Origin of the sequence: Aquamicrobium defluvii (genome assembly GCF_004363725.1) — a bacterium.
GTDB lineage: Bacteria > Pseudomonadota > Alphaproteobacteria > Rhizobiales > Rhizobiaceae > Mesorhizobium > Mesorhizobium defluvii.
This window is the reverse complement of the sequence record NZ_SNZF01000021.1, coordinates 40,218-53,774: the sequence shown is the minus strand read 5'-3', so window position 1 is coordinate 53,774 and position 13,557 is coordinate 40,218. Positions and strand designations below refer to the sequence as shown.

At 64.3% G+C, this 13,557-nt stretch carries 13 protein-coding genes; 3 read left to right on the top strand and 10 right to left on the bottom strand.

Features of this window, described 5'->3' with window-relative positions; all coding sequences use genetic code 11:
• Nucleotides 1-171 precede the first annotated feature (171 nt).
• The 9 genes from DES43_RS15495 to DES43_RS15455 all read right to left on the bottom strand — a co-directional run bounded on the left by DES43_RS15495 (nucleotide 172) and on the right by DES43_RS15455 (nucleotide 8,904).
• Nucleotides 172-1,503, bottom strand: coding sequence for a bifunctional folylpolyglutamate synthase/dihydrofolate synthase (locus DES43_RS15495; protein WP_035024948.1), 1,332 nt, complete (start codon nucleotides 1,501-1,503; stop codon nucleotides 172-174).
• A 12-nt stretch (nucleotides 1,504-1,515) separates the two neighbouring features.
• A complete protein-coding gene (gene accD / locus DES43_RS15490) occupies nucleotides 1,516-2,442 on the bottom strand; it encodes an acetyl-CoA carboxylase, carboxyltransferase subunit beta (RefSeq protein ID WP_035024949.1) in 927 nt (308 codons plus the stop codon).
• A gap of 45 nt (nucleotides 2,443-2,487) precedes the next feature.
• On the bottom strand, nucleotides 2,488-3,330 hold the full coding sequence (gene trpA, locus DES43_RS15485) for a tryptophan synthase subunit alpha (RefSeq protein WP_035024951.1): 843 nt from the start codon (nucleotides 3,328-3,330) through the stop codon (nucleotides 2,488-2,490).
• 1 nt (nucleotide 3,331) lies between these two features.
• The gene (gene trpB, locus DES43_RS15480; RefSeq protein WP_035024954.1) at nucleotides 3,332-4,552 is read right to left on the bottom strand and encodes a tryptophan synthase subunit beta; all 1,221 of its coding nucleotides are present in this window, start codon (nucleotides 4,550-4,552) and stop codon (nucleotides 3,332-3,334) included.
• Nucleotides 4,553-4,582: 30 nt separating this feature from the next.
• On the bottom strand, nucleotides 4,583-5,242 hold the full coding sequence (locus DES43_RS15475) for a phosphoribosylanthranilate isomerase (RefSeq protein ID WP_035024956.1): 660 nt from the start codon (nucleotides 5,240-5,242) through the stop codon (nucleotides 4,583-4,585).
• 100 nt (nucleotides 5,243-5,342) lie between these two features.
• Nucleotides 5,343-6,086 carry an amino acid ABC transporter ATP-binding protein gene (locus tag DES43_RS15470; protein ID WP_035024958.1) on the bottom strand — a complete coding sequence of 248 codons (744 nt, stop codon included), beginning with the start codon at nucleotides 6,084-6,086 and terminating at the stop codon, nucleotides 5,343-5,345.
• 2 nt (nucleotides 6,087-6,088) lie between these two features.
• Nucleotides 6,089-7,156 (bottom strand): amino acid ABC transporter permease, encoded by a 1,068-nt coding sequence (locus tag DES43_RS15465; RefSeq protein ID WP_035024960.1) that lies wholly within the window; start codon nucleotides 7,154-7,156, stop codon nucleotides 6,089-6,091.
• A gap of 115 nt (nucleotides 7,157-7,271) precedes the next feature.
• The gene (locus tag DES43_RS15460; protein WP_133675784.1) at nucleotides 7,272-8,117 is read right to left on the bottom strand and encodes an ABC transporter substrate-binding protein; all 846 of its coding nucleotides are present in this window, start codon (nucleotides 8,115-8,117) and stop codon (nucleotides 7,272-7,274) included.
• Between the two features lie 34 nt (nucleotides 8,118-8,151).
• Nucleotides 8,152-8,904 (bottom strand): gamma-glutamyl-gamma-aminobutyrate hydrolase family protein, encoded by a 753-nt coding sequence (locus tag DES43_RS15455; RefSeq protein WP_051520460.1) that lies wholly within the window; start codon nucleotides 8,902-8,904, stop codon nucleotides 8,152-8,154.
• Nucleotides 8,905-8,957: 53 nt separating this feature from the next.
• Here DES43_RS15455 and DES43_RS15450 point away from each other — a divergent pair, with 53 nt between their 5' ends.
• A complete protein-coding gene (locus DES43_RS15450) occupies nucleotides 8,958-9,662 on the top strand; it encodes a FadR/GntR family transcriptional regulator (RefSeq protein ID WP_035024965.1) in 705 nt (234 codons plus the stop codon).
• Nucleotides 9,663-9,744: 82 nt separating this feature from the next.
• On the opposite strand, the gene DES43_RS15445 is transcribed toward DES43_RS15450, so the two are convergent.
• Nucleotides 9,745-10,650 carry an outer membrane protein gene (locus DES43_RS15445; protein WP_035024968.1) on the bottom strand — a complete coding sequence of 302 codons (906 nt, stop codon included), beginning with the start codon at nucleotides 10,648-10,650 and terminating at the stop codon, nucleotides 9,745-9,747.
• A gap of 362 nt (nucleotides 10,651-11,012) precedes the next feature.
• Here DES43_RS15445 and DES43_RS15440 point away from each other — a divergent pair, with 362 nt between their 5' ends.
• Nucleotides 11,013-12,224: a GNAT family N-acetyltransferase gene (locus DES43_RS15440; RefSeq protein ID WP_035024970.1), complete on the top strand. Its 1,212-nt coding sequence runs from the start codon at nucleotides 11,013-11,015 to the stop codon at nucleotides 12,222-12,224.
• Between the two features lie 7 nt (nucleotides 12,225-12,231).
• Nucleotides 12,232-13,545 (top strand): glycosyltransferase, encoded by a 1,314-nt coding sequence (locus tag DES43_RS15435; RefSeq protein ID WP_166647764.1) that lies wholly within the window; start codon nucleotides 12,232-12,234, stop codon nucleotides 13,543-13,545.
• Nucleotides 13,546-13,557 lie beyond the last annotated feature (12 nt).

The following is a 13,557-nucleotide window of genomic DNA, read 5'->3' as shown; positions in this document are numbered from 1 at the left end:
GAAGCGTGTCGCTAGATCATTTCATCGTTTCTCCGAATCGATGAAATGATCTAACTATTTGTTTATACTGCATTTGTGCGACGCCAAATGTTTCCATTTGGCTGCAAAATGCTCTATCTTTCAGGTTCGTTCCTTACGCCTCAGGTTCCTGTTCTTGCGCATGTCGCCCTGTCAGGTGGGCGGCGTGCCGTTCTCCGCAAGAACCGCCCCGGCCAGATAGAGCGAGCCGCCGATCAGGATGCGCGGCGGGACCTCGGCATCCTGCCATGTGTCGCGCAACAGCATCAACGCACTGGCAACCGAACTGACCGGCTCCGCCGACAGTCCGGCGGCTTCGGCGCGGGCCGCCAGCTCGTCATTGCCGACGCTGGCATCGCTGAAATCGACCGGCACGGTGTAGACGTGCTTCACCAGACCGTTGAAGGCATTGAAATAGCCGCCCTGATCCTTGGTGTTGATCATGCCCGCAATCAGGAAAAGAGGGCGCGGGTCCCTGTGCTCCAGCTCGGCCAGCGCTTCCGCGATGACCACCCCGGCGCCGGGATTGTGGCCGCCGTCGAGCCAGATGTCGGCGCCGGGCGGCGCAAGTTCCACCAGCCTGCCATGGGGCAGCTTCTGCATGCGACCCGGCCACACCGCCGTGACCATGGCGCGGTCCACGGCATGTTCGCGCGGCTCGAAGCCGGCGGCCTTGACCGTCGCGATGGCGGCTGCGGCATTGGCGATCTGGTGGCGGCCCGGCAGACGCGGCAGCGGCAGATCCATCAGCCCGCCCTGGTCCTGATAGACCATGCGGCCATGTTCCTCGAAGGCGAGGAAATCCTGCCCGTACACATAAGTCGGACAGCCGAGGCGGGTGGCCGTGTCGACCAGCACGTCGAGCGCGGATTCATAGGGCTGCGATCCGATCACCACCGGGCAGCCCGGCTTGATGATACCGGCCTTCTCGACGGCGATCAGTTCGACGCGGTCGCCGAGATAAGCCTCATGATCGAGCGAAACCGGCATGATGACCGAGGCCGCCGGGCGGGCGACGACGTTGGTGGCGTCGAAGCGTCCTCCAAGGCCCACTTCCATGACCACCACGTCGGCGGGATGCTCCGCAAAAAGCACGAAGCCGACAGCGGTGAGAATCTCGAACACCGTGATCTGCTGGCCGTCGTTGGCCCTGGCCACGCGCGCTATCGCCTCGGCCAGCGTGGCATCGTCGACCAGCCGGCCGCCGCCGTCCGCGGCAAGGCGATAGCGCTCGTGCCAGTTGACCAGATGCGGCGAGGTGTGGGTGTGAACCAGAAGGCCCTGCGCCTCCAGAATGGCGCGGCAGAAGGCGGCGCAGGAGCCCTTGCCATTGGTGCCGGCGATGTGGATCACCGGCGGCATCAGGTCCTGCGGATTGCCGAGCTTTTCGAGCAGACGCGACACGCGCTCCAGCGAAAGGTCGAAACCCTTCGGATGCAGCGTCATCAGGTGTTCGATTTCACGGTCGGCGGAGAGCGTGGTCATGCCGGGCTGCGATCAGGCCTGTGGCCGGGCTTCCGGCGCGGCGGCGACCGGCGGCGGCAAGACCTCCGCCTCCGGCTCCTCCTGCACTTCCGGCACCTTCAGCAGCAGCCTGAGCAGACGCGAAATCGTCTGCTTCATCTCCAGCCGCGACACGACCATGTCGACCATGCCGTGCTCCATAAGGTATTCGGCGCGCTGGAAGCCCTCGGGGAGCTTCTCGCGGATGGTCTGCTCGATGACGCGCGGGCCGGCGAAGCCGATCAGGGCTCCCGGCTCGGCGATGTGCACGTCGCCCAGCATCGCATAGGAAGCGGTGACGCCGCCGGTGGTCGGGTTGGTCAGCACCACGATATAGGGCAGCCCCGCCTCCTTGAGGCGGTCGACCGCGACAGTGGTGCGGGCAAGCTGCATGAGCGACAGGATGCCTTCCTGCATGCGCGCGCCGCCGGAGGCCGCGAACAGCACCAGCGGCTGGCGGCGCTGGCGCGCCGTGTCGAAAGCGGTGATGATCGCCTCGCCTGCGGCAAGGCCGAGCGAGCCGCCCATGAAGGCGAAGTCCTGCACGGTGGCGACGACGGGCAGACCGTCGACCTCGCCGGCGGCATTGACGATGGCGTCGTCCATGCCGGTTTTCGCGCGGGCGTCCTTGAGACGGTCCACATAGCGCTTCTCGTCGCGGAATTTCAGCGGGTCCTGTACCACTTTCGGGTTTTCCAGAACCTCGTACCTGCCGCCGTCGAAGAAGAACCTCAGACGCTCCTTCGCGGCGATCTTCATGTGATAGCCGGAGGACGGGATGACGAACTGGTTCTCTTCCAGATCCTTGTGGAAGACCATCTCGCCCGTCTCCGGATCCTTGATCCAGAGGTTCTCGGGCATCTCGCGCCGGCCGAGCATGGAATTGATCTTCGGGCGGACGTAGTTGGTGATCCAGTTCATCGTTCGGCTCCTGACCGCGACTTGATTCGGTTTGGGTTAGGGCAACTATTCGGCGGCAGCAAGGCGAGCCTGACGCACACCCTGCGCAAGACCGGAGACCAGCGTGGCGACGGCCTCGGCCGGATCGGCCGTGCGCCTGCCATCGGGCCCCAGCACATTGGCCACCGCGTTGACGATTGCCGTGCCGACCACCACGCCGTCGGCAGACGCGCCGATGGTGCGGGCCTGTTCGGCCGTCTTTACGCCGAAGCCGACGCAGACCGGCAGGTCGGTGTGCTGCTTGATGCGCCGGACCGCCTCGGCCACCTTGCCCGTATCCGCCAGCGCCGAGCCGGTGATGCCCGTCATCGACACGTAGTAGACGAAGCCCGAGGTGTTTTGCAGCACCTTGGGCAGGCGCTTGTCGTCGGTCGTCGGCGTGGCGAGGCGGATGAAGTTGATGCCCGCCCTGAGCGCCGGCACGCACAGTTCCTCGTCCATTTCCGGCGGCAGGTCGACAACGATCAGCCCGTCGATGCCGGACGCCTTCGCATCAGTGAGGAAGCGCTCGACGCCATAGATGTAGATGGGGTTATAGTAACCCATCAGAACGATGGGGGTCTCGTCGTCATCCTTGCGGAAGTCGGCCGCCATCTGCAACGTGCGCACGAGCGTCTGGCCGCCTTTCAGCGAGCGCAGGCCAGCCGCCTGGATGGCCGGGCCATCGGCCATCGGATCGGAAAACGGCATGCCGAGCTCGATGATGTCGGCCCCGGAGCGGCCAAGCGCCTTCATGATCGACAAGGAGGTGTCGTAGTCCGGGTCGCCGCCCATGAAATAGGTGACGAGCGCCGGGCGGCCCTCTGCCTTCAGCTTCCCCATGCGGCGGTCGATGCGGGTCTCGGTCATTTCAGATCTCCATACCCATCATGGAGGCCACGGTGTGCACGTCCTTGTCGCCGCGGCCGGACAGGTTGACGATTATGACCTCGTCCTTGCCCATCGACGGCGCGATCTTGACCGCATGGGCGATGGCATGGGCCGATTCGAGCGCCGGGATGATGCCTTCGGTGCGCGTGCAGAGCTGGAAAGCCTCCAGCGCCTCGTCGTCAAGGACCGGCACATAGTCGACGCGGCCGGTGTCGCGCAGCCATGAATGCTCCGGCCCGACGCCGGGATAGTCGAGACCGGCGGAGATCGAATGGCCATCGAGGATCTGGCCGTCCTCGTTCTGCAACAGGTAGGTGCGGTTGCCGTGCAGCACGCCCGGACGGCCGGCATTCATGGAAGCGCAATGCTCGATGCCGTCGAGGCCCCGACCGCCGGCCTCGATACCGACGATCCTGACGTCCTTGTCATCGAGGAAGGGGTGGAACAGGCCGATGGCGTTGGAGCCGCCACCGACGGCGGCGATGATGACATCCGGCAGGCGGCCTTCCTGTTCAAGAATCTGGGCGCGCGCCTCGGTGCCGATGGGCGACTGGAACTCGCGCACCATTTCCGGATAGGGGTGCGGGCCGGCGGCGGTGCCGATCAGGTAGTAGGTATCCTCGACATTGGTGACCCAGTCGCGGAGCGCTTCGTTCATGGCATCCTTGAGCGTGCCGTGACCGGCGCTCACCGGCTTCACCTCCGCGCCCAGCAGCTTCATGCGGAACACGTTCGGGCTTTGGCGCGCCACGTCGGTCGCCCCCATGTAGACCACGCAGGGCAGGCCGAAGCGCGCCGCCACGGTGGCGGAAGCGACACCGTGCTGGCCGGCGCCCGTTTCCGCGATGATGCGCGTCTTGCCCATGCGCTTGGCGAGCAGGATCTGGCCGAGGCAGTTGTTGATCTTGTGCGAGCCGGTGTGGTTCAGGTCCTCGCGCTTGAAGTAGATTTTCGCGCCGCCGAGATGCCTTGTCAGCCCTTCGGCGAAATAGAGCTTGGAGGGGCGGCCGGCATAGAAGGTGGAGAGCGCCTGAAGCTCCGCCCTGAAAGCCGGATCGGTTTTGGCCTCGTTCCACTTCTCCTCCAGATCGAGGATCAGCGGCATCAGCGTCTCGGCGACGAAGCGGCCGCCGAAAATGCCGAACATCCCCTGCTCGTCGGGGCCGGTGCGGAAGGAATTTGGCATGGCCGGCTTGTTCATCGCCGATCTCCTCGGGCAAGGGGCTGCGGTTCAGGCTGCACGGTCGTTGCGCGCGGCTGCAACCGCCTTGAAAAAAGCTTCGATGAGCGCAGCGTCCTTGACGCCCGGCGCGCTCTCGACCCCGGACGATATGTCGATGCCCGGCGGGTTCGCAAGCCGCAGCGCATCGCCGATATTGGCGGCGTCGAGCCCGCCCGAAAGCATGTAATCGACGCCAGCGTCAAGCCCGGCGAGAATGGTCCAGTCGAAACGCACGCCGTTTCCGCCGGGAAGCTCCGAACCGGCCGGCGGCCTTGCGTCGAAAAGAAAGCGGTCGGCGATGCCGCGATAAGGCGCGATGCGGGCAAGGTCCGCCGCTTCGTGGACTGCGAACGCCTTCATCACCGGCAGCGCATAGCGGGCCTTGACCTGCGCCACACGCTGGGGGCTTTCCGAACCGTGAAGCTGGAGCATGTCGGGCTGCATCGTGTGCACGATGGCATCCAGAAAAGTGTCGTCGGCATCGACGGTGACGGCGACACCCTTCGCCCTGCCATGGGCCTGTTCGCGCAGGGTCGCCGCTTGCTCCGGCGTCACGTTGCGCGGGCTTTTGGGAAAGAAGATGAAGCCGACATGGCTGGCCCCGCCTTCGATGGCGGCCGTCAGCGCTTCGGCGGTCTTCAGCCCGCATATCTTGATGTCGAGTGCCATGGCGCGGACTTGGCACGAAAAGCCGGCGGAGTCGAGACAAAGCCGCCCCGCACTGGCTGTTGACAAGGCAGGGGTCGCGCGATGCGCGGCCCGAACCCGGTCAGAGGCGCCCCGCCTCGATGATCTGTTTCAGGAAGGCGCGGGTGCGCTCTTCCTTCGGCTCGCCAAAAATCTGCTCCGGCGGCCCCTTCTCCAGGAGCTTGCCCTGTTCGAGGAACACCACCACGTCGGAGACCTCGCGGGCGAACTGCATCTCGTGCGTGGCGAGGATCATGGTCATGCCGTCGCGGGCCAGATCGCGAACGATGTTGAGCACCTCGGCCACCAGCTCGGGATCGAGGGCCGAGGTGATCTCGTCCAGAAGCAGCGCTTCCGGACGCATGGCGATGGCGCGCACGATGGCGACGCGCTGCTGCTGGCCGCCGGAAAGCTGGTCCGGATAGTAGCGGGCGCGATGGGCGAGATTGACCCTCTCCAGCAATTCGCGCGCACGCCTGAGCGCCGCATCCGGGTCCTCGCCCAGAAGGCGTACGGGACCGACGGCGATGTTGTCCTCGACCGTCATGTGCGGAAACAGGTTGAACGACTGGAAGACCATGCCGACCTTGCGGCGCAGCCGGTCCAGGTCGACGCCCGGTCCGGACACCACGTCGCCATCGACGGAAACGGTGCCGCTGTCGATAGTTTCCAGCGCGTTGATGCAGCGCAGCAGCGTCGATTTTCCCGAGCCGGAAGCGCCGATCAGCGTTACGACCTGATGCTTTTCCACATCGAGGTCGATGCCCTTCAGCACATGATGGTTCGAATAGCTCTTCTCTATGCCGGACAGTTCGATGAAAGCCATGGTCAAGCTCCCTTGCGGCGGTTCGCACCGCGCTCGAGCATCCAGTCGACGAAGCGCGTCTGGGGAATGGTGATGATGACGAACAGGATGGCCACCACCGTCACCGACGACAGGTTGAAGGTGCTGGAGGCGTAGAACTTCGCCTGGTTGAACGCGTCGAGCGTGCCGATGACGTTGACCAGCGAGGTATCCTTTTGCAGAGCGATGAATGTGCTCAGCATCGGCGGGATGACGAGGCGCATGGCCTGCGGCAGGATGAAGAAGCGCAGCGTCTGCAAATAGGAGAAGCCGAGCGAGCGGCTGGCCGCCCATTGCGAGGGATGGATCGAGGCGATGCCCGAACGGTACACCTCGGCCACATAGGCGCTGTAGGTCAGCGACAGGGCAAGGATGGCGAACCACTCCGCATTGAGCCCGCTCAAGACGGGCAGGTTGGTGAGCGGCAGGCCGAAGCCGATCAGATAGAGCACGATGATCGCCGGCACGGCGCGCATGAGATCGATATAGGCGACGGCCAGAAAGCGGACCGGTGCGCCGGCCTTGCCGGGGATCATGCGGGCGATGGCCAGAACGAGCCCGAACACCAGAACGATGACGCCCGAGATGAGGGCCAGCCTGATGTTGACGATGAAGGCACGGGCGATGTCGAGCGCGCTGCCCGCCATCAGGTCGCCGCGCAGGAATGTGCGCTGGATGTTGCCGTCATTGATGAGAACGAGCTGGACCAGCGCAAAACCGATCAGCACGGCGAAGGCGAGGCCGAAGGTGATGAAGCTGTGCTGGCGCGACTGGGCGGCGCTGGCGCGAGACGCCAGAATTTCATTCGCAGCGGCCTCGCGTCCGCTCTGGAACGAGCAGCGCAGACCATTGACCGCCGTCCACAGCGTCACGCCGCCCAGCGCCAGCCCGGCGGCCATGACCCAGGCGCCGAAGGCGGACAATTGCGGGCTGGTGATGCCGGCGCGAACGGCTTCGCCGACGACCGCGACGGCGACCAGCAAGGCTATAGCGAGCAGCGTGGCGAACACCGCCAGACCGCGGCTGCGCGGCGCAGGGCTCAGCGTGGTCATGCCATCTCCAATTTTCGTTTCGGGTTTTTCACGAACTGACGCTGCCGGGGCCCGGATCCGGCCTCGGGCAGCGTCGCAAGATCTCCCCTCGCCCGTGTGGCGAGGGAAGAGACGATCACTTCAGGGTCCAGACCGGAACGGATGCCGGATCGACCCCGAAGAGAGGCGCCAGATATCTGGCCGACAGGTCGGCCAGCGTGCCGTCTTCCCTGAACGCGGCAACCGCCTGATCGACAACGGCGGCATTGGCCGAGCCCTTCGGCAGAACGATGCCGTAGCCCTGATCCAGTTCGAACTGGCCGATGACTTCGATCATGCCATTGGTGCCGTTGGTGGCCGAGAGCACCAGCGTGGTGTCGGAAACGATGGCGTCCACCTGGCCGGCAATGAGCGCGGTGACCATGTCGGGCTGCGACTGGTAGAGCGACGGCTGCTGGTCGGGCTTCAGCGTGCCGATGACCCAGTCCGATCCCATGTTGCCCTGCAGGACGCCGATGCGCTTCGAACGGATGTTTTCCGCGCTCACGTCGGCGCCCTTCTTCACGGCGACGCCGAGATTGGACGAGAAATAGGGCTGGCTGAAATCGAAGACCTGCTTGCGGGCTTCGGTGATGGTGGTGCCGGCGATGCCGATGTCATAGTTGGAGGCGGTGCCGGAGATGTACTGGTCCCAGGCCATGTTGACGAGGCGCACCTTGTCCAGCCCGGCGCGGTGGGCGATCTCGGCCCCCATGCAATATTCGAAGCCGTCCTCGATCTTCTCGGGCGAGATGCCATTGTACCAGCCGGGATTCGGCAGCACCGTCGCCACGGTCAGCGTATCGGCGGCGATGGTTTCAAGGCTGATGCTGCCGCGCTCGCCCTTCGGCTCGCACTTGCCATATTCGGCCGCCTGAGCGCCCGCCGTCGCGGCCAGAGTGGACAGGAGGCCGGCGACGGCCAGCAATGCAAATGACTTCATGGAACGATTCTCCCTGATGTTGATTGTGCTGCGGTTATGCGCGCCTGCACTGGGCGAGGAATGCGCCCAGCAGCCGGTCGAAATCCTCACGGGACGCCCTGGGGTCCTCCGGGTGCCACTGGACGCCGACCGCCCAGTCGTCGCCGGCGCCTTCCAGCGCCTCGACGATGCCGTCGGCGGCCCTTGCCGCGACCTTCAGCCCCGCGCCCACCTTCGAAACCGCCTGATGGTGGCCGGAGCGCACAACGATCTCGATCGCTCCGTAAATCTCTTCCAGGCGCGTATCGGGCAGTATTTCGACCGGATGGGCGGTCATGACCGAATTGTCGGCCGTCAGATAATGCATCGTGCCGCCGCCGATCTCCTGCGTGAGATCGCCGCCCGCCGCGATGTTGAGAAGCTGCATGCCCCGGCAGATGCCGAGGAAAGGAAGATGCCTTTCCCGAGCGAGGCGCAGAAGCTCCAGCTCATAATCGTCTGCCGCGCGATGGACGCCATAGACCGTGTCGGAGGCAATGGACTGGCCATAGGTTTGCGGATCGGCATCGGCCCCGCCCAGCATCAGAAGCCCGTCCACGCCCTCCAGAGCCTCGCGCTGGGTCAGCACCGGCGCGGAAGCCTCGACAAAAGTCACGTCGACGCCCGCATCGCGCAGCCCCGCGAAGGCGGAATCGGAGAACTCCCGCAGGGTGCAGGCCAGATAGTCGCTTGCATAAGGCGAGGCGAGAGAGCCGGAAACAAGGATGCGAGGCTTTGCCGGCTTGTGTTCGGATACGGTTTGAGGCATTGCATTCCAACTGTTAATCACATAACATTTAACATCTATAGTTTATTGGTCAAATGAAATTTCTGACGCCCCTCTCTGCCGAAGGCAACAGCGCGCCGGACATGGTGTTCCGCCGGCTGCGGGAGGCCATCACCATGGGCGATCTGAGCCCCGGCGAACAGCTTCCGCCCGAGAACGAGCTGGCGAGAATGCTGGGGGTGGCCCCGATGACCGCGCGCATCGCGCTCGGCGCCATGCGCGACATGGGACTGCTGACCACGGTGCGCGGCCGCAATGGCGGCAACTTCGTCGCCACCGACGTTGGCGAGCGGCTGGCGGATGCCGCACGGCGTCTGAGGCTTACACGGGAGGAATTGCGGGATCTTACCGATTGGCGGCGCGCGATCTCCGGCGAGGCCTGCTACCTCGCGGCCGAACGCGGGAGCCCCGCCGATTTTGAACGTATCGTGCAGGCCGCAAGGGATTACGACGATCTGCTGCCGCGCTTTCCGGACATGCGTTTCGCCGATGCCCGTTTCCACACGATCATCGCCGAGGTTTCCGGCTCGGCGCGGCTGCTGAAGCAGGAAACCGAAATACAGGTCGAGGTGACGAACTTCATCCTTTCGGCCGTGAAGCCGGCGGCCGCCAAGAACCTGACGCCCTACAATCACGACCCCATCGTCAAGGCCATCCGCAACCGCCAGCCGGAGGCGGCGCGCAAGGCGATGCTGGAGCATGCCGAACAGACCTTCGCGTGGATAACGGTGGTGCTTTGACGGCACCGCAATCCATCGCCACGCAAACGAAAGAGCCGGAAGGCTGTGCTTTCCGGCCCTTCCGGTTGCAGGCCCGATCAGGCTACTTGGTGTAGATCGGCTCCGGCGGCAGCTCGTAGGCTACCGTCTCCGGCTGATAGCAGTGGTTTGCACCGCCCCCGAAATTGTAGCGCAGGCCGGCGCGCACTTCGTGCGTGTTGAAACCCTTGTCGAAGCCGGGGCCGGCACCGTTGCGCTCGAACATGCGACCGCCCTCGATGCGGCTGAACCGGTAGCCGGCATCCAGCATCAGCTTGTCGGTCAGGCAGTAGGAGGCGCCGGCCATCAGGGCGTAGGCAAAGCGCCAGCTCTTGCTGCCCTTGTGCGTGGCAAAGCCGACATTGGCGTCGTTCTCCAGATCTTCCCACCTGATGTGCGCGCCGCCGATACCGGCGCCGACATAAGGCGTCAGGCCGTTCCATGTGCCGAGATCGACATAGGCATTGGCAAGCAGCACAAGCGCCGACATCTTGGAACGGTCGACAGACTGGCAGGGAATGGTGGGGCTGCCGCAACCAGAGTTGCCGTCATCGGACGTGCTGCCCTTGAACTTGGTCCTGAACCAGTAGTCGAGGGTCAGGTCCGTACGAAAATGCCGGTTGAGCTGATAGCCGACGCCGGCGCCGATCGAGAACGCGCTCTTGAGCTCGGTGGTGTCGAAGCTCTTGGTGCCGCCGACGCCGGTCCAGACGTCAGGGTCGCCACAGCCGACAGGGCACGGCTCCGCGCCATAGGTGATGTATTCGGCGCCGCGGATCTTCGATTTGTGATAATCCAGATCTCCGCGGATATACCAGCCGCCAAAATCGCCGACTTCTTCGTAAGGCTGCTGGATGACGGGCGGCTCCTCGATCACGATCGGCCGCTCGGCGAGGTCCGCAGCAAGCACCGGGGAAGCACCGCCGGCAACGACAGCGGCCAGAGCCGCTTTCCTGAACAGGTTGGACATAGTTCACCCCTAATCCGGTCGCCGCGGCGCACCGGCACACATAAACCGCGACATGAATAATGAATGGCAAACGTTAAAACGGGCTTAACCCTGTCGATTAACCAAGACGGCCCGGAATGTGCCGGAAACCGGCCGCTTCAGGCGGATGGTGGTCGTCTGTCGTTCCGGGTCCGGGCAATTCGCCCCGCCTGTCGTTCGATCTGCGGGCCGCTCTCGACAACGTGTCGTGCTTTCAGACACGCCTGGCGTTAGACTATTCTTTAGACCGTGTGGCTAGGTTCCGCACAAAGCTAGCAGATTTCGAGCGGAGCCCGCCAATGCGATCGATCCCGACTCTGAAGCGGGTTCATGGAACGGGGGATATGGAACTATTGCCGGACTGCTCTGGCGGCCCTGCGCAGCCGGCGGTGCCAGCCGGCCGGCGCGCCATCCGTTTCGATATCCGATCCTACAGTTCGCCAGCCCAGATCGAACGTGAATGGCGCCATCTCGAAGCCATCGGGACCGGAACGGTTTTCCAAAGATACGACTGGATAGAGCCCTATACACGCCATGTGCTGCCGTTCAGGAATGCGCGGGCCGCGATCTTGCTCGGGCGCCTGAACGATCATCCTGCCTTCATTCTTCCGCTCGCCATAGTCAGGGTGGGGCCTGCAAGGGTCGCAACATGGATCGGCGGAAAGCACGCGGCCTACAATTTCGGTCTCTGGAGCCCTGAAGCGATAGCCCGCATGAAGACAGTGCCACGCGACGGGATCGTGCGGATGCTGGGAACCGCACTGCAGGATGTCGACTGCGCGGTTCTTGAGCGAATGCCGCCAGTCCATGACGGCGTCGCCCAGCCCCTCGCCGCGCTTGCAGGCGGCCCGTCCTCGGGGGAAGGCTATCCATTCGACCTGACGGGCGGCTTCGATGCCGTTCTGGCGCGAAGGAAAGGCAGCACGCGCAAAAAGCGCGTCCGTTCCAAGGAGCGGCGCATGAGCGAAGTCGGCGAGCTCAACTACAAAATGGTGCAGGGCATTGCCGAAGAACAAGAGGCGCTGGAGTTTTTCTTCGAGCAGAAGGCCCTGAGGCTGAGCGAGCAGGGCAAGCCCAACGGGTTCGACCGTCCGGGCGTGAAGGACTTCTACCGTGACCTTCTCGAACGCTCGCATGGCATGAGCGAGCCAGTGCTCGAAATTGCATCGCTTGCGGTTGGTGGCAAGATCAGGGCCGTCACCGGGTCGGGAATCCGTCGCGGCCGTGTCAACAGCTATTTCACGGCTTTTGCCCTCGATGATCTTGCGCAGCACAGCCCCGGCAACATATTGACCTTTCGCCATATCGAGGATTGCTGCAAACGGGGCATGGCGGCCTACGACCTCGGTATCGGTCACGAAGACTACAAGACGCACTGGTGCCAGGAAATCCTTCCCCTCGACGACCGCTATGCCGCCTTCACGCCGCTCGGAACGGCCATCGTGGCTTTGACGCGGATACGCGAAAGCGCGAAGAACCGCATCCGCCGCAACAGGACGCTGTGGAACCAGCTGAAGGCAGCGCGCTCCTATGTGTGCCGCCGGCTGTTCGCATGAGATGGAAATGAACGAGCTGTCGCTGGCGGCTGCCGGCACGGAAAGCAAAGCCGAACCCGCCAGCGAAACGCTGGACGGGGTTCGTATGCTATTCGTCGCCCCGGACGATTACCCGGCTTTCCGGGTCGACCTCGTCGAACTGTTTTCCAACCATCTGGTTGCCCGCGGCCTCGCCATCGACTGGAACCTGCGTCCGTGTGAGGACATGCCGGCGCAGATCGTGGAGCATGGCCGCGAGCGCTTCCACATCGCGCGGCGCGCCGCGTCCGAAAAATTCGGCGGGCTGCGCTACAAGCTGGCCGAAAGCTGGCTGCGGCTGAAGCTGGCCTGGCGTGCGGCGCGCGGCGATTTCGACCTCGTGCAGGTGCGCGACCAGCCCCTGTGGGTCATCACGTTTGCGCTGGCCAGCAAGATGTCCCGCACACCCTGCGTGTTCTGGATGAGCTACCCCGTGCTTGAGGGGCGGCTGCGTATCGCCGTGGAGAACCTCGTCCCGATGAGCCGCCCTGCCCGGCTGTTGCGCATCGTCTACGCGCTGCTCGGCAGCTTCCTGTTCTATCGTGCCGGCCTGCCGCTCTGCGACCACATCATGGTGCAATCCGGACGGATGCGCGAACGTGTCGGTTTTCGCGGCATACCGCTGGAAAAGATGACCCCCGTACCGATGGGAGTTTCGACCGGACGCTACAATTCCGCCTCTGTGGCCACGGTCGACGACCCAAGGCTCACAGGTAAAAAGAGCATGGCGTATATGAGCGCGGACGTCATGAGCCTGACCACGCACCTGACATTCGAGGCGCTCGCCGAACTTCTCGACCAGGGCTACGACGCCGTCCTCGTCATCATCGGCGCGGTTCCCGACTTCGAGTGGGATACGCTCAGCGGCAAGCTGCAAGAACTCGGCATTGCCGACCGCGTCATCTTCACCGGACGGCTGCCGCTGGCCGAGGCGCTGGGCTGGGTCAGGAGGGTGGATGTGTGCCTGTCGCCGTTCATGATGGACCCGGCCCATCAGGTCGCAACCCCGACCAAGCTGGTGGAGTATCTGGCCATGGGGCGCCCGGTGGTGGGAACCGTCCACTACGACCAGAACGAGGTGATCCTGGGAAGCGGCGCCGGCATCGTCACGGCCTTTTCCGGCAAGGCGATGGGCGAAGGCGTCGCCCGGTTGTTCGACGACCGGCAGAAGGCCGAGGCCATGGGCGCCAGGGGTTCGGAATGGATCAGGGCCAATCGCGACTACGCACATCTGGCCGATACGGTGGAGAAGGTCTATCTCGACCTTCTGGCGAGGCGGGGAAAGGCGCGCCGGCCGGCATAGCCCGCTTCGGAA